We start from the raw sequence: 22,220 nt of genomic DNA, 5'->3' as shown, positions 1-22,220 counted from the left end.
AGGCGACGTCTCCAAAGAAGTTGTGCTGCAATACGTTCAGGACCAGCTAAAAGAATACAATAGCGGGCGTTCGAGACGTGATTCATCCCCTGGTTGAAACCAGGGGTTTTCTCACTAACGCCCCGTATAAAAGGTGGCGATAAATTTAGCGAAGGATAACATTTGTGAAATGATTCAACATTGAAAAAACCTCGAATTAATGGTATGCTTCATAAATAGTTTTGTCACACAATGAAGACAGAAAGGACGAAGGTCATGCCTAAAGTTATGATTGTCTATGCAAGCCTGACTGGGAACACAGAAGAATGTGCGGAGATCGTCGAAGAGGCATTTACCGAGCTGGGAGCAGAAGTTGAAGTAGTGGAGAGCGTTTTTGCCGATCCTGAAGATTTTGCCGACTATGATATTTTACTAGTTGGTACATACACTTATGGAACGGATGCTGATTTGCCAGATGAAATTGTTGATTTCTATGAAGAACTGGAAGACGTTGATCTGACTGGAAAAATCTACGGAGCATTCGGTTCCGGAGACACATTTTACGAAAAATACTGCAAATCCGTTGATGATTTCGACGAGATGTTCGCGAAGACTGGTGCCATTAAAGGCGCTGAGAGCGTTAAAGTAAATCTGAATCCCGAAGATGAAGACAGAGACAATTTGATTAAGTTCGCTGAAGAACTGCTTGCTTCATACAACTCAAAATAATAACCTTTCTGACAGTTTAGTGATTTCGGTAGACATCTGCCGCTTTCAACTAGGCTGTTAGTTTTTATATGTAGAGAAAAGCGATTTCATTGGCACTCGATTCTCACTTTCGGTATACTTTTTAATAGAAGACCACTAAAAGGAAAGTTGGAATAAGCATGGCATTAACGGATACGTATACGATGAATAACGGGTTGACGATACCGGTTATCGGATTTGGAACCTGGCAGGCTTCAGACGAGGAAGCGAAACAATCAGTTCTTTGGGCTCTGGAAGCTGGCTACCGTCATATTGATACGGCAGCAGCTTATAAAAATGAAGCAGCTGTTGGAGAGGCTCTTAAAGAAAGCGGTGTGCCAAGAGAAGATATCTTTGTCACCACCAAGCTGCATAATAAAAAGCATGGCTACGATAAAACGAAACAGGCCATTGAGGATTCTTTGAGCGAACTGGACTGTGGCTATATTGACCTGCTGCTGATCCACTGGCCTAACCCCATTTATTCACGGGAAAACTGGAAAGAGGATAATGCGGGCAGCTGGAAAGCTATGGAAGAAGCTGTTGAAGCAGGCAAAATTAAATCAATTGGTGTATCGAATTTCCACCCCCGTCACCTGGAGCCGCTGATGGAAACGGCGAAGATCAAGCCGGCGGTCAATCAAATTTTACTGAACCCGAGCGAAATGCAACCAGACGTTGTTGAATACAACAAGAAGCATAACATCCTATCAGAAGCCTACAGTCCGCTTGGCACTGGTAAAATATTTGATATCGATGAACTGAAAGAATTGGCTGAAAAATATGACAAGACCATTGCTCAGCTGGTACTGAAGTGGAGTCTGCAGCACGGCTATCTGCCACTGCCGAAAACTGTCACGAAAGAACGTGTATGGGAAAATGTGGATGTCTTTGATTTTGAAATTGAAGCGTATGACATGGCTCTAATCGACGGTCTAAAAGGACGCGCGGGCAGTGCAGCGAATCCGGACACTATTGAGTTTTAAATTTACGCCAGCAAAAAACCGTTACTCCAGGATGTTCCCTTTTGAGTAACGGTTTTTTTATGCTGTCAGTTCTATTTGCCAGACTTTATATGAATGATCCAGTATATGATTGATTTTTCTTTTCAGAGTTTCGCTTGATTTCTCGTATTTCCCTTGAGCAGTTAGGATAGCGTATCCGTGAACAGCCGGCCAGACAATATCCAGCAGCTCTTCTTTGTCTTTCCTGCTCTGTTTCTCTGCAAATTCATTCTGATTCAGCGCTTCAATCAGTGACTCATAAATAAATTCGTGTAGCGTTGTTGCACATAATTCTCTTCCCATAAATAGTGAAGCAAACAAGGTTCCTTCATTTTTTGCGAATAGTATGTAATTTGTGCATACTTCTCTCACATCCAGTGGAGTATCGCCATCGTAAAATATATTCTCTTTCAAAAATTCCTCTATATGTGTTGTCAGATGAATTTTCAAGTCATCCATATTCTTGAACTCTTTATATATTGGCTGCGTTGACGCATTAAGCTGCTCCGCAATTCTTCTCGCAGTGAACCGTTCGAAGCCTTCTTCACTCATGAGATTAACAGCCGCATCTAGTATATGATGCCGTAAGATTCTTCTTTTTCTAGGCACGAGACTCCCACTCCTTACTCTCTCGATTTTTTTCAACCTTGCCAAGCTGATTTCCTTAACTAGTATAACATAATAAACTAGTCAAAAAAAGTTTACCTTGACAAAATACATATTTACGACACGGTTCCATCAATTGTAAGCTTATTATCATATGAATTAGTTCACAAGGCAAACTAATTCATATTGTACAAAAACATTAATAATGTAACTTTTTTTCGTAGATTGTGACACAACGTCATTTATGTTAAAATGATAAGAGTGAGATTAACTATTAGGAGGAATTTTTAATGACTTTACCAAATTTCGAAGACCATTTAAAAAAATACGCTGACTTAATCGTCAATACTGGTGTAAACGTTTCTGAAGGCCACACCGTTGTCTTAAGCGTCGACGTAGATCAGGCTCCCCTGGCTCGCCTTGTGACTGAAGCGGCTTATAAAAAAGGAGCTAAAGAAGTCATCGTGAAATGGACCGATGATTTAATCACCCGTTCTACTTTCACCTATGCGCCTAAAGAAGTTGTAGCTAATGTGCCTCAGTACAAAGTTGACGAATCTCTAGACCATATTGAAAAAGGTGCCAGCCGTATCAGCCTGCGATCATCTGATCCAGACTCACTAAAAGGACTGGACAGCGATAAGATTGCGGCTGCTCAAAAAGCTAACGGCCGTGCGTTTTCAGCCATGCGTAAAGCGACTCAGTCAAATAAAGTCAGCTGGGTTGTTGCAGCGGCAGCCGGTGAAAAATGGGCAGCTAAAGTCTTCCCTGAACTGGAAACGACTGAAGAACAAGTTGACGCTTTATGGGATGCCATCTTCAAAGCGATTCACCTGTATGATGAAAACCCCGTTGCGACATGGACTGAAAAAGACAAGACGCTTGAGTCTAAAGCAGACGAACTGAATAAAGAACAGTTTGTAGCCCTTCACTACACTGCTCCAGGAACTGACTTGACAGTTGGCCTACCGAAAGGTCACCGTTGGGAAGGTGCGGGCAGCTTGAACGTCCGTGGCGAGCGCTTCATGGCAAACATGCCGACAGAAGAAGTGTTCTCAGCTCCCGACGCTAACCGTGTGGACGGCGTAGTTGTTTCTACTAAACCATTAAGCTATGCCGGTACTGTTATTGAAGGCATGGAATTCCACTTCAAAGACGGTAAAGTTGAAAAAGTAACTGCCGAGCAAGGTGAAGACGTTTTGAAGAAATTGATTGAAACAGATGAAGGAGCTGCCCGTTTAGGTGAAGTTGCTTTAGTTCCTGATGCGTCACCTATTTCTCAGTCAGGTCTGACATTCTTCAATACGCTGTTCGATGAGAATGCATCAAACCACCTGGCTTTAGGATCAGCTTATGCCTTTAACTTAGAAGGCGGAACGGAAATGTCTGAAGACGAGCTGAAAGAAGCCGGCTTGAACCGTTCTGATGTCCACGTTGACTTCATGATTGGCTCAAATGAAATGGATATCGACGGAATCCGTGAAGACGGAACCCGCGTCCCTGTTTTCCGTAAAGGTGCCTGGGCATAAACTGAATAGTCTTTATGATGATGAAACTCACTTGACTCTCAAGTGAGTTTTTCCTTTTATCATTCTTTAATTGGATTTGGGAGGCTGAAGTATGATTATCGTGCGTTTAATCGTACTTCAGTGTCCTTTTGAAATGTAAACAANGAACACAAACAAGCGGCGAAAGATGATTATCTACTTGTAATCATCTTTCGCCGCTTATATTTACTTAAGGTTACTGATCTATTACGTAGAAGTTCCCTTTTTTGCTTCCTACCTGCACATACTTTCTGCTTAACACTTTATATATACTTTGAGCTGAGAAAAATCTTCCGCACCAGTCATGTATATGTGTAGTGGTTACCTTCTTTTCTGGAAAAAGCAAGACAAAAACTTCAACTTCATTTTGAATAAGCCATTCGTTTCGTGCACCAAAGTCACATTTTGAGCAAACAGATTTCCTTAGACTTTGTCTAACCATTTCAGAGCGGCACTCCAGGCAGTTTACTTGTTTTATTAACCCTTCGAATGAATAAGCTGGCACTTTGATAAAGCGCTCATCGACTTTATGCATTTCGAGTAATTTATCAGCTAGCTTGTTTGAGGCTGAACCAATGGATATTGAGTGGCTGTTCAATCGTCTGATATGCTTTTCAATCTGTTGTGGCAAAAGAATTTCTTTGGATGGTGGCGAGTTGTATAAGACAAAAGATGGATTGACGAACACGACTTTCCCGCTCACTTCACTTTTTATATTGAGTTTCTGTAAAAGGATTTTAAGCAGAGTTACTGATCTGTTTAGTTGAGTGAGTGGGTTGAGGATCACATTTCCACGAGGAAAATGGATTAATTCCTTATCACTATAGACATATTCCCCTTGGTAATTTTTCACTTCATAAACGACTATTTTAGATTCCGACAGGACAAGTGTGTCTATCTGGAAAGTCTGTCGATTTACTTCGAGTTGCAGGTCCTGCAAAATCAAATACTCAGTATTTAACGATTCAAGTTTTTCATCAAATATCTTCTCTCCTTCGAATCCCTTAAGTAACTGCTCTAAATAGTCACTATCCTCTTTGTTTAAGCCCTGCCTTCGTTGCAGTTCAGCCAATATTTTCAGCTGTTTGGACTCCATTCTGTGTTTTAAGATGATAAAAATCACTCCCTTAATCGGTCTTACTATATATATTGCCGAAAAAGTCTAAAATTGACGAAAATAAAAAACAATAATCATACTTTGTGAGTAATATTTATGCTGAAGTATGATTATCGGGCACTTAATCGTACTTCAGTGTCCTTTTGAAATGTAAACAATGATTATCTCGGGATAATCATTGTTCATTATTTTAAAGAGCCGCGAAGGATGATTAACTGGTCGTTAATCGTTGTTCAGTACACAAAAAAGCAGCGAGAGATGATTATCCATTCCAAGTCATCTCCCGCCGCTTGCTATTTTTTATATCGTATCCATTCTCAGGCGCATCAGTTTTTCGCCGTTAGCCGGATCCGTTTTGTCGAGCCATTCGAAGCCGAAGCGTTCATAAAAGCCAATGGCCGATTCGTTATCCGTAGTCACACTCAAGACAATCTCACAGACATCCCAATTTTCAGTAATCGTGGTCACTATTTCGTTGAGCAAGTCGGTTCCCAGACCTCTCCCCTGGGCTTCTTTGCCAAGCATGATGCGGTCCAGCCAAATCCATTTTTCTTCCGGATTGTAGTTGCCAATCATTGTAAAACCGATGATCTCACTATCGTGGACGACCGCAAACGGGTACCAGACCAGCGACGTATCGTAAGCCGCTTCCAGCAAAGACTGGGCATTTGATTCGATGTAGCTGTGCTGAGATTCTTTGACTTCCAGATTGACGACTTTACGCCAGTTCTGTTCGTTCACTTTTTCAAGTCTCATCTTCTTTGCCTCCTGATTTATGTATGTTTCACACAGATTCATCTCATTACGATTATACTTTAAGTGTTTTTCATTTTGATAAATGAGTGAGCGATATATGTGTGTCTAAACTATCGTTCCCTTATCTAAAAACATAATCAGTTAAAAGTATATTATAAAAGCGCTTTTATTCCAAGTAGTAATACGCTATAATATTAGTTATTGAAACGTTTCGACAAACGTATTAAAATTTTTTTACATAGGAGGACTAAATTTTGAAATTACTAGTTGCTTTAATAGCATTATTCACTTTGAGTGCCTGTCAGAATTCGGCTGAGGAAGAAGAATTGATGACCGTAGCTGAAGATACCTTCCGATTTTTTGATGACTTCACCCATGCAGAGACTGGGCTGACGTCTGACCGAGTGGACTTGAACGGCTCCTCGCGTATAGCTGGGCATACTTCACCTACAAATATTGCCATGTACATACTTAGTGTTATATCAGCTGTAGAGATGGATATTATAGAAGCTGACGAAGGACAAGAGCGCATTCTTGCGACAATTGAGTCTCTGGAAGAAATGAAAACCTGGAATGGTTTATATTACAATTGGTATTACATTGAAGACAGAGAACTGATGACTGACTGGGGCCAATTTATATCAATGGTGGATAACGGCTGGCTGACTGCAAGTTTGATTGTAACCGGCTCGTATTTTGAAGGCTTATCTGACCGCACCTCTCCTCTTGTTGAGAGTATGGATTACAGTTCACTCTATGATGAATCCCATGGCCTTTTTTATGGTGGATACGATGTGGAAACAGATTCTCTAACAGACCATCACTACGGTACACTTTATTCAGAAACCCGCATAACAAGTTATCTTGCAATCGGAAAAGGAGATGTCCCGAAAGAGCATTGGTGGCATATGAACCGGACAAATGTGCCGGCTGATACATGGCAATCACAGATTCCGACAGGAGAAATGGTCAGTTATGATGGCATAGATGTCTATCAAGGACATTACGAGTATGAGGACATTACCTATGTTCCAAGCTGGGGCGGGAGTATGTTCGAAGCGCTTATGCCGGCTCTAATAATTGATGAAATTACCTTAGCTGAGAGTGGGTTAGGTTTGAACAATGCTCGTCATGTAGAAGGACAGATTAAGTATGCTGAGATGAATGGTTTAGAGGCTTGGGGCTTTTCACCTGCTGCCATTCCTAATGGCTACTCAGAGTTTGGCGCTCCAGTCATGGGTATTTCTGGTTATGAAGATGATGCTACTGTCACACCACATGCCAGCTTTCTTGCACTGGACTATGACAGTGACGCAGTTTTCTCTAACCTTGAGTATTTAAAAGACCATGATATGTATGGTGAATACGGTTATTACGATACATTAAACCTCACTACTAATGAAGTAGCTGAAACCTATCTGTCTCTGGATCAAGGAATGATAATGTTATCTATAGCGAATTATTTGCACGACGGCATCATACGCGAACATTTTCATAATAGTGACATTGGTAGTCTCCCAGAAAGACTGCTGACTGAGGAAGACTTTAACTTAGATTAGAATATATAAAGAACCCAAAAATTCTTATTTTAATGAGAATTCTCGGGTTCTTTATTTATGAAAAAGGATAACTTAGTTTTTTATAACAAAGGATTCATATGGTTCAAGCTTTAGTTCTGAAAGATTCACTCGCTTACGGTTATGAGAACTTATAAGTATCCCCTTGCTTTCTATAGTTTGGTCACCTATTGATACATCACAAGGTTTGTCACTAAAGTTAGCTACAACTGTCCACTTCTCTCCATTATAGTACCTTTCAAACGCGAAAATCTGCGGATGTTCTTCCAATAATAGCTTAAACTCTCCTTTAACGACAATATCATTCTCTTTTCTCAATTCAATCAGCTTTTTATATGTAGCAAAAACTGACTGTTCATCAGCTAAGTTTTCCTCAACGTTTATGCTCAGATAATTTTCATTAACGGCTATCCACGGTTTCCCAGTCGTAAAACCAGCCTGTTCATCACTCGTCCACTGCATAGGCCTTCGGGCATTGTCCCGACCTTTAGCATTGATAGATTGTATAACTTCATCGTGAGTATAGCCTTTACTGAGTCGTTCATGATAAATATTGACCGATTCAATATCCTCCGCTTCCGAGATATCAGAGATTGGTCTGTTAGTCATGCCAATTTCTTCTCCTTGAAAAATATAGGGTGTTCCTCTCATCATATGAAGAATCGTCGCAAAACACTTAGCACTGTTTTCTCGGTGCTCTTTATCATTTCCCCATCTGGACACTATCCGTGGGGTATCATGGTTATTCCAGAAGAGACTATTCCAAGTGTCTTTCGGTAGCTCTGTTTGCCATTTTTTGAATACCCTTTTCAGGTTAATAAAATCGAGATCCATTAAATCCCATTTGGATGTATTCGGTTCTTCATCTAATGTAAGGTGTTCAAACTGAAAGACCATCGACAATTCGTTTCTTTCTGGAGATGCATATAAAGGAGCTGTTTCCGGCGTTACCCCCCACGTTTCTCCAACCGTCATCACATCGTAATGTCCGAAAGTATTACGGTTCATTTCCTGTATCAGCTGATGCAAGTTAGGACCATTGCCTGTTATCATATTATCCGGATCTTTTCCGATTAAATCAATGACGTCCATTCGGAATCCCCCGATGCCTTTATCCAGCCAGAAATTCATCATTTTATACACGTCTTTTTTCATTTCTTCATTGTCCCAATTCAAATCAGGCTGTTTCTTACTAAATAGATGAAGGTAATATTGGCCAGTTTTCTCGTCCAGCTCCCAAGCTGGACCGCCGAACATGGAGGTCAGCTCGTTGGGTTCTTTTCCATTTACCGGGTCACGCCAAATATAATAATCACGGTATTTGCTGTCTTTGCTTTTCTTAGCTTCAATAAACCACTTATGTTCATCGGATGTATGATTGACAACAAGGTCCATAACTATTCGAATGTTACGCTTGCGCGCTTCTTCTATCAGACGGTCCATATCATTCATTGTCCCATAATCCGGGTGAATCGCTTCATAATCACTAATGTCGTAACCGTTATCATCGTTAGGCGAGTCATATACCGGACTTAACCAAATACCATTCACACCTAAATTTTCCAGATAATCCAGTTTCTCTATTATTCCTGGAATATCTCCAATTCCATCACCATTTGAATCATTAAAACTTCTTGGATAAATCTGATAAAATACAGCATTTTTCCACCAGCTCATTTGTCAGCTCCTTAAACCGTCTTCTAAAATTCAGTTTCTACATGCTTGTTTTCAACATTTTCTTCTTTAATCAATTTCTCCAGCGTTTCGACTGCCATAGCTCCCCAATTATATTTTGAATAAGAGACACTATGAATGGGAGGGTCTAAGTAGAGAGTCACCTGATTTTTATCGAACCCTCTAATAAAGACTTCCTGCCCAATTTTCTGATTATGTTCTTTTAGATAATTATGAATCCCCAAAGCCATTTCATCATTCAATGCAAATATACCGTATGTTTTGCTGGCTTCCCACTTCATTTCCTCACCTGCCAAATAGCCGGACTCTTCGGTAAAATCTCCTTCTATTATCTCGACATCCAATGCGTACTTTTCTGCTACTTCCATTGCTGCACTAATACGTTGAGAACTATCGTAGTTATTGAGGGGACCGGAAATAATATAAACTTTTTCTACTTCTTCTTGAACAAGAGATTCCATTGCTGCTTTTGATCCGGATTTATTTTCCAAAAGAACTGAACGGATATTTTTGTGATTCAAATCTCTGTCCAGAACAACTATAGGATGGTTAAATTCTGCATATTTCAGCAGTTCTTCATCAGTATACGTCATATCCAGAACAAGAATGCCATCAATCAGTTGCTGAGGCAGGAATAATCGCGATCGTTTTCCTGAACAGACAATCAGCTCTAGTCCTAATTCTCCAGCCTTCTGGTGCATGCCTTCAAGGAGCTCCCCATAAAACGTTCCCTGGTAAGAAGATAAGTATACTGCTATAATATTTGTTTTCTGTCTTCTTAGATTTTGACCAGCAAGATTTGGAATATAGTTCATTTCCTCTGCTATTGCCAGAATTCGTGAACGTGTCGCTTCGCTGACACGTGTATTGCCATTTAATGCATACGAAACTGTAGAAATGGATACATTTGCTTTTTTTGCAATATCTTTAATGCCAACCATACTTTTCACCTACCCTTGTTATACTATATACTTACTATACTATATTATCACTAAATCTTATCCTATAAATTCTTGCGGATGACGTGCTTTTAACTTTTCTGCGGCTTGCGTTCGCCCAGTTGGAGTTAGTCTATCCTCGATATACATCTCCAAATGTCCGTTGGCATGAAATGGCCCGCCTTCTTTCAATACTGTCCACATGGGATCGACTGGCTCATTCATTTTTTTCATCATTTCATCATGCCATTCATTCAGTAAATATACAGCTTCTTTTACTACAGCCGGCTTCTCTTTTGCTCGATTAACAGTTTCATGTGGGTCTTCTTTCAAGTTGAAAAGCTGGTGCTTGTCAAATAAATGATACCCGTCATGATGAGTTCTGATGTAAAGCCAGTCGCCAAACCGCACACTCCGTTGACAGACATGTGCCTGCTGGCTGATTATGAGATAATCGCGACCAGCTTCCATTCCTGTCTTTAGTGTTTCAACAAAAGATTGACCATCCCAGTCTTCGTATGATTCAGCTTCCAGCAAGTCAGCTAAGGTCGGAAGCAAGTCCAGACTGTAGTGCAAACCATTGTCCACTCGTCCTTTTGTCACTAGTGGAGACTTAATAATCATGGGTATGTTGCAGGTATAATGATCAGCCGTTGCATGTTCTGCATATATACCCAACTCCCCGAGATTTTCCCCGTGATCCCCTGTCAGGATAATAGTCACTTCCTCTTCTATTCCTTGCCTCTTCAACTCGTCTATCACCTTATTCAAGTGATCGTCCATGTATTTTACACCGGTGTCATAGCCGTCTATCAATTTTCTCATATCAGTCATATCAGTCAGCTCGGAAATATGCCTTGGGAAGCCAGGTATAGGCTTATTCCAGTACATATCCACTTCTCTAGCTGAGTGAGGTCCGACTTTGTTTCTGTCCTCTTCCAATTTCTCTTGTGTCAGCCATTCGGGTAGCGGGGCTTCTTTAAACGGTTCTCCGTACTCCTCTGGTGTCCGGTATGGTGTATGCGGGTCCCAATAATTTAAATACAGAACCCAATCATCTTTTCCTTCTTTCTCTTTTAAGTAGTTGAGAGCAATGGGTGTAATGTCTGAAGCTATTTCATCTCCCAGTTTTCCAACGTTAATTACATTATTCCAACCCGCATTGAAATGCCAGGCAGCATGCCGTTCTGCAAAAGTACTGACTAACGTTGTTTCCATCCCTTTTTGCCTAAATAAACCCGGTAGACTGAATCTATCAAGATTATCTTTGAAATCCAGATGCTGCTCACTGACTTTGAGTTTGGAGGCAGTCCCACCATGGTTAACAAGTCCCGTTCGAATACCCATTATTCCGGTAGTTAATGCCGTTCTCGAAGGTAGACATGGCGCGTCTGAGGTATAATAATTTGTAAAGCGGATGCCCTCTTCTGCCAGTTTATCAATTGTTGGAGAAGTATTTCTATGGTAACCGTAACATCCAAGATGATCAGGTCTGAGAGAATCTACATCTAAGATTACTATCTTCATTACTAAACTTCACTCCTTAACTTTATCAAAAAAACCAGCAAATAGCTTTTTACTGAGTTCCCTATTATTAAAATTATAGATTCTTATCTAATTATTTTCCTCCGGTTATATTGAACCCTGTCAGAATATATTTCTGTAGTGAAATAAACATAATTAGAATAGGAATGACCATTAAAGCTGCTCCTGCCATTTGCAGGGCATGATTCGATGAATGCTGTCCTTGCAGTAGCTGAAGTCCTACGGATAATGTATAGTATCTCTGATCATTCGCGATAATCAGTGGCCACAGGAAGGAGTTCCAGCCGCCGATGAAGGTCAGTATGCCTTGTACAGCTAAAATAGGTTTTGATAAGGGTAGAGCGACTTTGAAAAAAACATAGAACTCACTGGCCCCATCCAGTCGTGCGGCTTCGAAAAATTCTTCTGCGATGCTTGAAAAAAATTGTCTAAAAAGAAAAATCCCGAATGCACTGGTCAGGCTCGGCAGAACAATTCCTAGGTAAGTGTTGGTCAAACCAAGCTGATTGAGGATTAGGTAGACCGGTATCATAGTAACCTGGCCTGGAATCATCATAGTTGCCAGTACCATCAGAAACAGGAATTCTCTACCTTTAAATTCATAGTGAGCAAAGGCAAATCCGGCCATCGCATTTAGAAACAGACCTACGAAACTCAACCCGGTAATAATTGCTGTGTTTATGAAATAAACATCGAAATTCAAACGTTCAAACAGCATCCTGAAATTATCGAGAGACCATTGTTCAGGAAATAAAGTCTGGTCTACTGATACGATTTCAGCATTTGTTTTAAAAGCTGCCAGCAGCATCCAGAAGAAAGGAACTATAGTCATCGCTCCCCAGACCGCCAAGACTATACCGATTACCAGTTTTGTTTTTTTATCTACATTGAGCATTTTGATTACCTCTTTCGATTACTATTTGGTATCTACTTTTTGAATTCGTAATTGAATAATCGTTGCAAGAATTATTGCAACAAATAACAGGAGTGAACCTGCTGCTGCATACCCAAACCTATTCAACTGGAAACCATTCCTATAAATAAATAAAGCTACACTGATTGTACTGTTCAGCGGCCCACCGTCTGTCATTACAAAAGGTTCTTCAAAAAACTGCAGCCAGCCAATAATGGTCGTAACAACGACAAAGAATGTTGAAAACTTTAATTGGGGAATCGTTATTCGAATAATTTGCTGCCATCTGTTCGCTCCGTCAAGCTCTGCAGCTTCATACATGGAATCCGGAATACTCTGAAGCGCAGCTGAAAAAATTAACATATTAATACCGATGGCTCTCCACACTGCCAGTATCCCCAAAGAAACTTTAGAAATATCTGTATTAGTTAGCCAACCAACAGGCCCTATATTGAACCAAGCTAAAAACTGATTTAGTAACCCAATATGCTGACTCGGATTGAACAGAAATGTCCAGACTAGCGCTACCGCGACTATATTCGTGATGGATGGAGAGTAAAAAACTACTCTCATCATTGAGAAGAAGCGATTATCCCCAAGCTTTATTAGAATTGCTATGGTAAGTGAGAACAAAATAACCAGAGGCACTCCGAATGCTACATAAAAGAGTGTGTTGGTTATGGCTGTTCTAAATACCTGATCATTTAATATCGTTGTATAATTGCCAATCCCAACGAAACTAATCCTCGAGTAGTCCGCTAACCCCGCCAAGCTCATATCAGTGAAACTGATAAATAATGCCAGAAAAATAGGCAATATGGAAAAGACGAACAACAAGATAAGCGCAGGAGCAATAAATAAATATGGAGCTTTTTTACTTTTCATGCTTAATATTCCTTTCTTAAGAGAAAAAGACTCAGAGAATAGATGTTATGATATTCTCTGAGTCTGAGTCCTATTAATCTAACATGCTTTGAACTTCTGTATTGAGACCGTCAAGTGCTTCCTGCGTATCGGCTCCACCTATCATAATCGATTCAAATGTTGAGAGATAAGACTGAGCAATAGAATCCCACTCTTTAATAACAGGCATGTGTTCTGAACTTTCAAGCTGTTCACCAAAAACTTCGATAAATTCACCTTGGAAAGGTTCTTCATCCCATACATCTGTACGTGCCGGTAGTGAGCTGGTGTTCTCGTAGTATGCCAGCAGACTCTCTGTATTTGTCATATATTCGATCAAGTCGACAGCTGCTTCAACATTGTCGGAACTGCTCCAGACGGACAAGTTAGCTCCACCCGTATTGGACATATTGTTTTCTGGTCCTTCAGGTAAGGTTCTAATTGCCCAGTCTCCTTCAATATCTGTTGTTTCATTATTAATATTAGTAATAGACCATGGTCCGCTGATGAACATCGGTACGACACCGTCTCCACCAAAGGTTTGTGAAAGTTCCAAGCCGAGATCTTGACTTGGAGAGGCTCCATTATCTACAAACTGTTTAAGATAATCGATTGCTTCAACAAACTCAGGTTCATTAATGACAGCTTGATTATCTTCAGTGATAATCTCCGAACCATTCTGTCTGGCGAACATGAATCCAAATGTCGGTTCCTGGAAGTTGATATCGAAACCGTACATGTTATCACCTCGCTCAGATAACTGAGTCGCTGCATCATAAAGTTCATCCCATGTAGACGGTCCTTCAGGATAACCTACTTCCTCAAGCAAATCCGTTCTGTAATAAAGTGCTCGTGTCTCTGTGTACCATGGGACACCATAATAAGAGTCATCAATGCGAGTCGTATTGACGTTCCCTTCATAGAAATTTTCAGGATCAAGTGCATCTCTTGACTCAATTTGCTCTGTTATATCAGCCAGCGCACCTGCATCACTGAATTCTGCCATGAATGATGATCCCATCTGAACGACGTCAGGACCTTCTCCAGAAGCAACTGCCGTTAAGAGCCTATCATGTGCTGACGACCAAGGAATACTTTGTAAATTAATTTCAATTCCTGTTTCTTCTGTATAAGCATCAAAGATGTCCTGAGCTTGTTCATTTCCGTCTCCCATAATCCAAACAGATAACTCATCAACTGTTGAATCTACATCGGTTCCTGCGTCACTATCGGTATCTGCATTTCCATTTCCATTCCCGCATGCTCCGAGTATGCTTACCGCGACCAATGTTGCACTACTTTTGAATAACTTTGAAAAATTTTTGTTCATTTTAACTTCCTCCTTAATTTGTTGAAACGTTTCGACAAAATGATTATAACCTAATCATAAAGCGTTTTCAATACTTTCACGTGCTTTTATTTATTTAATCACCAAGTTGTTATTATTATCAGTCAAATACTTGACTATTTCAGCTTTCTTAACCTGTAGACCTGTACTTCTGTACTTATTAGAAAAATCTATAGTTTGAATTTTATTTCCATTCAATTCTATGGTATCTGGTTTAGATTCCGAACTGATATTAAACTGGACGGTCACTGGTTTGCCAAATAACTCGGAATACATTTCTAGTCCATTTAATTTTTCAGGCAATACTGGATCGAATATAACCTCTTCTCCGACTTCTCTCAGTCCTAAGACATTTGAGATAAGTTGATTCAAGTAGATTCCCGGTCCACTTGAGTAAACACGCCAACCTCCCTTGACTTCAACTTCACCGTTTCTTAGTTTATCGTAATTATTCTGAGCTTCATAACGGTCATCAAATGCGGCATCAGAGCTACTGAAATAGGAATTATTCTGACGAATCTGTGCATTCGGTACATGGTCTTTAATATTGATTGGATTGATTTTCAGCAAGTTATCCCAGGTTTCATCTGCCATGCCGATTTTAGCCATAGCTTCGATGTAACGAATATGCGCATGGACATATAGCAGACCGATTTCTCTTCCGAAGTTTGCTGCTTGTTCGGCACGCTTGAAGTTTGAACTGACTCCGCCTTTGTACTCAGCCGGTCTGTTCATCAGACGAATTCCATCGTTAAAGGTCAGCTCTTTTTTGATAATATCCAGATGAGTATCCACCTGTTCAGCATCAAACAGTTCACTAATCATGCTTCTAATCATCGGTAAGAGACGGTAAGTGATACCTGTCTTCGTATCGGAAGGGTGAATCATAAAGTAAGTCTCACCGTTTTCCATGTATATGAATCCTGGTATGACTTCATCAGACATAATGATGGATTCATAGTCTGACTTGATATTATCAGTCAGCTGATCCAGTTCTTTTTGGAACCCTTCGTCTACCGATCCAATTGTGCTAGATAAAGTACTCAACGACTGATACGTTAGAGCAACTGTCCATGTGCTCGCCATATATTTTTTCAGTTTTTCATTAAACGGCTGCAGAGTATCGTCCCAGTCTCCGTCATCGTAGGAAGATAATGCAGTACCTTCGAGGAAATGAGTTGAAATATAATCGATTTCTTTTTTCAGATGTTTGAACAGTGATTCTTTTTCTTCAGTCAGCTGTTTTGTCTCTCTAGACAGATAAGGAACTTCTTCTTTCAAAATAGCGAAATCTTCAGTTGCTTTAAGGTAATCTGCAAGAAGTTTCATCGGCCAGACAATAATGTCTCCGTGACTCTCATCTGAGTGAATGTTGACATAATTATCAAACATGAACCACTGCGGCCAGTTCCCATCTTCTTTAAACTGGTGGGTAAATAACTTCAGAATTATTTTTTTAACAATATCGTACTGTTTCATTGCCATAAAGTATTCAGCAGGTCCTTGAGCTACATCTCTCGTTCCCCATGCTGCTCCACCATACTGCTCTAATCCGTGAGGAGATAGGTAATGGACAAACATGTCATGCGTATACCACCATAGAGTCAGATTCATTTTTTCCACTTCTGAACCAGCTGCTGCCCCTTTGTGCATCAGTTTTAAGTGCTTCATAGTGGAAGCATAGAATGCTTTGAATTTCTCTTTTTCCTCTTCTAACGAAAGGTTCATAGACTCATAGTTTTTTCCTTCAATAGAACCTTGAATGGTCAATGAGAATGTATCTGTTTCTGGAACATCCAAGACAATCATAGAAGCATTTGAGCCCGCTGGTTTTTCCAGAAGACTGGATCCGTCAGAGCATGTGATACTCGGACCTTCAACATACATATGATACGTTAGTTCTGGATAGGCAGTATTAATAAAGCTGTCATTGCCCGGTTTGAATGTCAGAAGATTGTCTCTCTGACTGTATTTAAAGGGTACTGCATACTCTCCATCGTTTAGGACAACCTGGTTCGTTACTTTGTATGCATACGCTTTTCCGCTTGCAGCTTCTATTTTCAGTTTAATCGTGTCCGATTGACTGTGTGTAAAATTAGTTACTGTAAATATTTCCCCATCCGTTTTATAAATCCAGCGAACGTAGTTGAAGCCCATTTCAAAGAGAGACGGCATAGTCAGTAAGTGGTATTGTTCATCTGTCTTAATGTAAATTCTTTGTCCTTGTGCCTTCAGTACATTCAGATGATTTCGCGTATTTGTCATGAATTTATTCATGTTTGTATTACCCAACACCACTTGAGAGTTAAATACACCTGTCATCCATGACGTTGTAGCCATTACAGGCGTGTCTGTTGTCAATTCGTTTCGGGTATAGATGATATGTCCATGCTGTCTTTCCAATTCCACTTCTTTTTCTTTTAGAGCAACGTGACTGTAGTCTTCTGTGAAGAAGGAATGCATGATCTCACCATTTTTTTCTTCTTGAACCCGATTTGGATACAGATCGTCTAATTCAGCTTGGGTCAGACTTTCAGAAGTCATCGGCTGACCAATTGACTGCGATAATGACACTTTCTCAATAGCCCTGTAGTCATTCAGACTAGTCAAGTTTTGATAGTCATTTTTTATATCTTCAGTAAAGTCGAGTTCAGTTACCGCCTCTGGATGATTCGCTTTATACAGACCATAAAATACAAACTGATGTGACCCTGAAAGGTTTACTTTTTCCGATTGAAGTGCAGTATAGTTAAATTCGTACTGATAAACTTTATTAGTTAGTGAAGGTTTGTTTAACTGTTCGATTTCATCTGTTTCTTTATAAGACTTGCCAAAAAACTGGAAGCCATCTGTGGAATACCCAACCGTTTGGGTTAACCCGCCCTGCTGGACATATGGAAAGGCTTCATCAGACTGATTCTGTCTCGAACAGACGACACAACCATTGTCTCCTTGGAAAACAGAGTGCCCAACATATTGAGCCACATATCCTTCGTTCGATTGTAAAGCTCCCTGGTAATTCAGACCTAAATCCCAGCCGTAAACAACGTCCACAGTTTTTTCTGTTGATTCAACATCAACTGTCCAGTACCAAGAATTCAATTCTCCCAGCTGAAATGTTACTGTATAACTGACGTCATTAAACTCTCCTGTCCATCTAACGCTCTCTTCGTTTACATGGAAAACACTCTCTGATTTAATTCCCAGCATGGGTGTATGTGTGATTACACCATTTTCATGAATTCTTAAAAATAAGTTGTTTAACGATCCATCTAATGTATTCCCCAGTACCTGATTCAGCATGATTCCATTTACATTCGCCTGATGGACATCACCGGATGGTAAAAAGGTAAACTCTGTGTCTTTTTTCTTTAATCGATGTGTGTGCTTCACTCCTGTTGCTACTTCAACCATTTAAATACTCCTAACTGTCTCTATTAATTTAAATTTCTCTACACGTTCAGTTAAACTGTCTCCACCAATGTAGACTTCAAATTCTCCTTCATCCGAATACGTTTTGAGATCAGAATGAACATAGCGAAGCATGTCTTCTTTGAGTGTGAAACTTACCTTTTTTGACTCTCCAGGTTCAAGGGCTATTTTCTCAAAGCCTTTGAGTTCTTTTATTGGACGAACCACGTCTCCAACCAAGTCCCGAATGTAAAGTTGAACAACTTCTTTTCCTGAGACATTACCTGTGTTTGTTACGGTCACTTCAGCTTCAAGCGATTCCTTTGTTGACAAGCTATTTTTAGACATATTGATTTCACTATATTCAAACGTTGTGTAACTTAATCCAAAGCCGAATGCATATTTCGGATAGTTTGATGAATCAATATATTTTGAAGAATATTTCTTGTCAGGTGTCGTTTCAACCGGTCTCCCTGTATTGAAGTGATTATAGTAGACTGGAACCTGCCCCACATTATCAGGGAAAGACATCGGCAGTTTGCCTGAAGGATTGACTTTACCTGTCAGACAATTCGCTATCGCCTGTCCACCTTCTGTTCCAGGGAACCAAGCTTCCAGCAAGGCATCTGAATAAGGTTCAATAGCATTTAAGTCTAAGGGCCTACCGTTAAACAGCACGGTGACTATTGGTTTGTTAAGCTTGGATAATCGCTTGATCAATTGTTTCTGTACTCCGGGGAGTGTAATATCTGTTCGACTTGCTGCCTCTCCACTCATGTCTGCACTTTCACCCAATGCTAAGACTATAACATCCGACTGGCTGGCTATTTCTTCTGCTTCCTCTAACATGTCTTCCGATGTTTCAGAAATGGTGCTTCCCGCTGCGTAATGGAGCGAATCTTCAGGAAATTCTTTAGTCAGTGCATCAAATAGCTGAGTGGCTTGTTTAGGTTCACCTCTCCAAGACCAGGCTCCCAGTATGTTTTCACCTTTACTGAATGGTCCAATTAACGCAATCCTTTGATTTTTGCTGTCAAGCGGAAGTACACTATCATTCTTAAGTAAAACAAGGGATTCTTCTGCTATCTTAAGCGCCTTACTTCTGTGTTCATCCGAAAAGATTTTTTCCTTCTCTTCGTCAACATTAGCTGCTCGGTAAGGATTTTCAAATAATCCGAGTTTATTTTTGAGTGTCAGAATGCGTAATACTGCTTCATCCAGCAGCTGCTCGGATACTTTTCCTTCAGAAATCAACTTTTCCAAGTATCTAGAATAAGTAAACGTCATCATTTCAATATCCATCGTGGCATTTATGGCTTTATAAGCCGCTTCTTCTTCACTTGCAGCGACACCATGAGGTATAAGCTCTTTAACAGCACCCCAGTCAGAAATGACCACGCCGTCAAATCCCCATTCTTCTCTGAGTACATCGTTCAATAACCACTTATTTCCAGTCGATGGAATACCATCAACTACGTTAAAAGATGTCATCACCAATTCGGTTCCTGCATCTATTGCAGCCTTGTAGGCAGACAGATAATCTTCTCTCAGCTGACGCTCCGACATATTTACAGTGTTGTAGTCTCTTCCGCCTTCAGGAGCTCCGTATGCTGCAAAGTGTTTCACACATGAAGCAATTGTGTAAGGCTCTGAGTAAGAATCACCCTGATATCCCCTAACATACGCTTCTGCAAATCGTTCATTTAAGTACTTGTCTTCTCCAGTTGTTTCCATAACTCTTCCCCATCTAGGATCACGTACTAAATCCACCATGGGCGAAAAGGTTACATGGACGCCAGATACAGCGGCTTCTACTGCTGATACATAAGCACTTTCCTTGGCAAGCGATGTACTCCAAGTTGCTCCGATGCCTAATGGAATTGGAAAAATTGTTTTGTAGCCATGAATAATATCAGCCATAAAAAGCAACGGAATGTTTAAACGGCTATGTTCTAAGTATTTGTCCTGAATCGTTTTATTCGCTTCAGCTCCGGAAGCTCCTAGAATACTTCCGGCAACAGATACCAGATTTTCAGGTATACCCATTTCTGCAAGCGGACCGGTTATCTCAAAGTTATCCGAAAGATAAGGTTCGCCCGAAATCTGAGATAATTGACCTATCTTTTCTTCAAGAGTCATCTGATTGAGTAACTCTTTTAATTTAATGTCTTCCACACAATCTCTCCTTAAGTCACTACTGAAACATTTTTGTCGAAACGTTTCGATAAAGGAAGTATAATCAAAAAAAGATATCTTGCAAGTGCTTTCTTGAAATAAAATAAAATAATACGTTTACTGTGTAAATAAATTGAGCCGTCACTCCGAAAGTTAGATTTCTTAGTCTAGCTTTCGGAGTGACGGCTTTTCTTGCTTCTTATTTTGTTTTAGAGGTTATTATTAGTATTCAGCACTCCAGTATTGTTCTGAATAACGATTATATTCGTTTAACCGAGGTTCGGCTTTGTTATTGATGAGCGAATCGCAATTATCCTGTTTTTATCGGCGTTGACCAGTTATTTTTATCGCTGAATCATAATTATCCCGCTATAATATCGATTCGCTTCCTCTTTCGCTTATTGAATACCAAATAAATCTATCTTAGCATTTTGTAGATCTAATGTGGTTGAAAGAAGCTGCTGGCTTCTTTCTTCGTCTTTTGTTTTGGAGGTTATTATTAGTATTCAGCACTCCAGTATTGTTCTGAATAACGATTATATTCGTTTAATCGAGGTTCGGCTTTGCTATTGATGAGCGAATCGCAATTATCCTGTTTTTATCGGCATTGACCAGTTATTTTAATCGCTGAATCACAATTATCCCGCTATAATACCGATTCGCTTCCTCTTTCGCTTATTGAATACAAAATAAATAACTCTCTAGCATATCAAGAGTAGTATTTTCCTTTCTTTATTCCTATTTCTTTATAATTCTTTTTCAAAGTACGTCGGATACTATCTTTTGAGTACATTTTTCCACACCAATCGTATATGATATAAGTTGTTAGTCTGAAGTTTGGAAAGAGTAGTTGGAATTCCTCGATTTCCCTCAAAATTATATCAGTATTTGCTTCACTGTAATCACACTTGACACAGTGAGTAGTGCGTTCCGTGAGAGTTCTCAAGTTATTCTGACAATGGGGACAAACAACCTCTTTTTTCAGCTCATTATAGTGGTATTCAGGTAGCTTGATGAATCGATTATCTGTTAAGTGCAAGTCCTTTAATTTGTCAGCCAAACGTGTATGCTCAAATTCTAATGGTGTCTCAATTAGACTCAACTGCTCGATATGTTTTTTGAGTTTTGGAGCGAGAATTAAGGTTGGGTTGGGCGATACTTGATAGAGAAGAAACTCTTGATTTACAAAGACGACATAGGTACGAACTGTCATGTTATAATTTAACTGCTCCAAAAGTATATTGAACAATGAGCGTGTTTTGTCTAACTGTGTCGACGGCTTTATGATTACTTTTTTTGATGACAGCATTTTCATCTCATTGTTTTCATAGATATATTCTCCCTGATAATTCTTTATCTCATATAGGTTTACCCCTTCTCCAGTGATAATGAGCGAATCTATTTGAAACGTCTGCCGATTCACTTCCAACACTAAATCACTTAAAATAATGTGTTCACATGTTAACCTTTTCAGTGTCTCATCAAATTGCAGCTCTCCCTCATAGCCTTTTCTCAAACTTGTTAAATAACTGAAATCCTCAGTGCTCAGCTGCTGTCTCTTTTTTAACTGCTCCAGTATTTGTAATTGAAGTGGTTGCGCACGTAGTTTATTTATCATTTAAATCTTCCTCCTTTATGAATCCTTAATATAGATACTATCCAAGCGTCAAGAAATTCACTTTTTTATTCAAACAAATATCTTAATTTCCGGCGACTTCAACAAATAAAGCACCTACACTTCTAGTAGATTGAATAACTGTGGGGTGTAAAATTTCAGAACAGTTAAAGGCTACTGAATTAAGAGATATCAGATTTTATATAGAACAGTAAACATAAGAAAACCTCGGGCAAAGTTCGCCCGAGGACTCTTTATTATCTGCTGACCTTTTTATTTTTGTGTTCTATTGTCATATACGATCCCCGTGTGACTTACAAAGTATTCTGGAATCATTTCACCAT

Annotated in this window: 16 protein-coding genes; 4 read left to right on the top strand and 12 right to left on the bottom strand. The window is 39.8% G+C overall.

Translation table 11 applies throughout. The features are described from left to right. Positions 1-255: 255 nt before the first annotated feature. Together ACYVLS_RS05580 and ACYVLS_RS05575 are read left to right on the top strand one after the other, a co-directional pair. The gene (locus tag ACYVLS_RS05580) at positions 256-708 is read left to right on the top strand and encodes a flavodoxin (protein WP_460322200.1); all 453 of its coding nucleotides are present in this window, start codon (positions 256-258) and stop codon (positions 706-708) included. A gap of 158 nt (positions 709-866) precedes the next feature. Beyond that, positions 867-1,712, top strand: coding sequence for an aldo/keto reductase (locus ACYVLS_RS05575; protein WP_460322198.1), 846 nt, complete (start codon positions 867-869; stop codon positions 1,710-1,712). A 57-nt stretch (positions 1,713-1,769) separates the two neighbouring features. Here the strand turns inward: ACYVLS_RS05575 and ACYVLS_RS05570 are convergent, their stop codons facing one another. Next, complete coding sequence (locus ACYVLS_RS05570) at positions 1,770-2,339, bottom strand: TetR/AcrR family transcriptional regulator (protein ID WP_460322195.1); 570 nt, start codon at positions 2,337-2,339, stop codon at positions 1,770-1,772. 287 nt (positions 2,340-2,626) lie between these two features. On the opposite strand from ACYVLS_RS05570, the gene ACYVLS_RS05565 reads away from it, so the two are divergent. Next, entirely contained in the window at positions 2,627-3,865 is a 1,239-nt protein-coding gene (locus ACYVLS_RS05565; RefSeq protein ID WP_460322192.1) for an aminopeptidase, read from the top strand. 214 nt (positions 3,866-4,079) lie between these two features. On the opposite strand, the gene ACYVLS_RS05560 is transcribed toward ACYVLS_RS05565, so the two are convergent. After that, positions 4,080-4,955: a nuclease-related domain-containing protein gene (locus tag ACYVLS_RS05560; RefSeq protein ID WP_460322190.1), complete on the bottom strand. Its 876-nt coding sequence runs from the start codon at positions 4,953-4,955 to the stop codon at positions 4,080-4,082. A gap of 345 nt (positions 4,956-5,300) precedes the next feature. Further along, on the bottom strand, positions 5,301-5,756 hold the full coding sequence (locus tag ACYVLS_RS05555) for a GNAT family N-acetyltransferase (protein WP_460322187.1): 456 nt from the start codon (positions 5,754-5,756) through the stop codon (positions 5,301-5,303). Positions 5,757-6,010: 254 nt separating this feature from the next. Between ACYVLS_RS05555 and ACYVLS_RS05550 the strand changes: the two genes are divergently transcribed. Then, positions 6,011-7,315 (top strand): glucoamylase family protein, encoded by a 1,305-nt coding sequence (locus tag ACYVLS_RS05550; protein ID WP_460322184.1) that lies wholly within the window; start codon positions 6,011-6,013, stop codon positions 7,313-7,315. A 72-nt stretch (positions 7,316-7,387) separates the two neighbouring features. On the opposite strand, the gene ACYVLS_RS05545 is transcribed toward ACYVLS_RS05550, so the two are convergent. The 9 genes from ACYVLS_RS05545 to ACYVLS_RS05505 all read right to left on the bottom strand — a co-directional run bounded on the left by ACYVLS_RS05545 (position 7,388) and on the right by ACYVLS_RS05505 (position 21,879). Continuing rightward, positions 7,388-9,010, bottom strand: a complete 1,623-nt coding sequence (locus ACYVLS_RS05545) for a glycoside hydrolase family 13 protein (protein WP_460322181.1) — start codon at positions 9,008-9,010, stop codon at positions 7,388-7,390. A gap of 23 nt (positions 9,011-9,033) precedes the next feature. Beyond that, the gene (locus ACYVLS_RS05540) at positions 9,034-9,969 is read right to left on the bottom strand and encodes a LacI family DNA-binding transcriptional regulator (protein ID WP_460322178.1); all 936 of its coding nucleotides are present in this window, start codon (positions 9,967-9,969) and stop codon (positions 9,034-9,036) included. A gap of 57 nt (positions 9,970-10,026) precedes the next feature. Beyond that, on the bottom strand, positions 10,027-11,493 hold the full coding sequence (locus ACYVLS_RS05535) for a sulfatase family protein (protein ID WP_460322176.1): 1,467 nt from the start codon (positions 11,491-11,493) through the stop codon (positions 10,027-10,029). Between the two features lie 91 nt (positions 11,494-11,584). After that, positions 11,585-12,406 (bottom strand): carbohydrate ABC transporter permease, encoded by an 822-nt coding sequence (locus ACYVLS_RS05530; protein ID WP_460322173.1) that lies wholly within the window; start codon positions 12,404-12,406, stop codon positions 11,585-11,587. Positions 12,407-12,427: 21 nt separating this feature from the next. Further along, a complete protein-coding gene (locus ACYVLS_RS05525) occupies positions 12,428-13,309 on the bottom strand; it encodes a carbohydrate ABC transporter permease (RefSeq protein WP_460322170.1) in 882 nt (293 codons plus the stop codon). A gap of 73 nt (positions 13,310-13,382) precedes the next feature. Continuing rightward, entirely contained in the window at positions 13,383-14,657 is a 1,275-nt protein-coding gene (locus ACYVLS_RS05520) for a sugar ABC transporter substrate-binding protein (protein ID WP_460322168.1), read from the bottom strand. 90 nt (positions 14,658-14,747) lie between these two features. Continuing rightward, positions 14,748-18,089, bottom strand: coding sequence for a GH36-type glycosyl hydrolase domain-containing protein (locus tag ACYVLS_RS05515; RefSeq protein ID WP_460322165.1), 3,342 nt, complete (start codon positions 18,087-18,089; stop codon positions 14,748-14,750). Further along, complete coding sequence (locus ACYVLS_RS05510) at positions 18,090-20,261, bottom strand: glycoside hydrolase family 3 N-terminal domain-containing protein (RefSeq protein ID WP_460322163.1); 2,172 nt, start codon at positions 20,259-20,261, stop codon at positions 18,090-18,092. A 709-nt stretch (positions 20,262-20,970) separates the two neighbouring features. Next, the gene (locus tag ACYVLS_RS05505; RefSeq protein WP_460322160.1) at positions 20,971-21,879 is read right to left on the bottom strand and encodes a nuclease-related domain-containing protein; all 909 of its coding nucleotides are present in this window, start codon (positions 21,877-21,879) and stop codon (positions 20,971-20,973) included. Between the last annotated feature and the right edge of the window lie 341 nt (positions 21,880-22,220).

The sequence above is a fragment of the Alkalibacterium psychrotolerans genome, assembly GCF_054784355.1.
Note: the sequence above shows the minus strand (reverse complement) of the source record. Positions and strands in the feature narration are given on the sequence as shown.

What these genes read in the sequence shown, in the direction of transcription:
- ACYVLS_RS05575 (WP_460322198.1), top strand. Translation starts at nt 867, where the DNA reads ATGGCATTAACGGATACGTATACGATGAATAACGGGTTGACGATACCG.
- ACYVLS_RS05520 (WP_460322168.1), bottom strand. Translation starts at nt 14,657, where the DNA reads ATGAACAAAAATTTTTCAAAGTTATTCAAAAGTAGTGCAACATTGGTC.
- ACYVLS_RS05555 (WP_460322187.1), bottom strand. Translation starts at nt 5,756, where the DNA reads ATGAGACTTGAAAAAGTGAACGAACAGAACTGGCGTAAAGTCGTCAAT.
- ACYVLS_RS05515 (WP_460322165.1), bottom strand. Translation starts at nt 18,089, where the DNA reads ATGGTTGAAGTAGCAACAGGAGTGAAGCACACACATCGATTAAAGAAA.
- ACYVLS_RS05525 (WP_460322170.1), bottom strand. Translation starts at nt 13,309, where the DNA reads ATGAAAAGTAAAAAAGCTCCATATTTATTTATTGCTCCTGCGCTTATC.
- ACYVLS_RS05540 (WP_460322178.1), bottom strand. Translation starts at nt 9,969, where the DNA reads ATGGTTGGCATTAAAGATATTGCAAAAAAAGCAAATGTATCCATTTCT.
- ACYVLS_RS05535 (WP_460322176.1), bottom strand. Translation starts at nt 11,493, where the DNA reads ATGAAGATAGTAATCTTAGATGTAGATTCTCTCAGACCTGATCATCTT.
- ACYVLS_RS05505 (WP_460322160.1), bottom strand. Translation starts at nt 21,879, where the DNA reads ATGATAAATAAACTACGTGCGCAACCACTTCAATTACAAATACTGGAG.
- ACYVLS_RS05565 (WP_460322192.1), top strand. Translation starts at nt 2,627, where the DNA reads ATGACTTTACCAAATTTCGAAGACCATTTAAAAAAATACGCTGACTTA.
- ACYVLS_RS05530 (WP_460322173.1), bottom strand. Translation starts at nt 12,406, where the DNA reads ATGCTCAATGTAGATAAAAAAACAAAACTGGTAATCGGTATAGTCTTG.
- ACYVLS_RS05580 (WP_460322200.1), top strand. Translation starts at nt 256, where the DNA reads ATGCCTAAAGTTATGATTGTCTATGCAAGCCTGACTGGGAACACAGAA.
- ACYVLS_RS05545 (WP_460322181.1), bottom strand. Translation starts at nt 9,010, where the DNA reads ATGAGCTGGTGGAAAAATGCTGTATTTTATCAGATTTATCCAAGAAGT.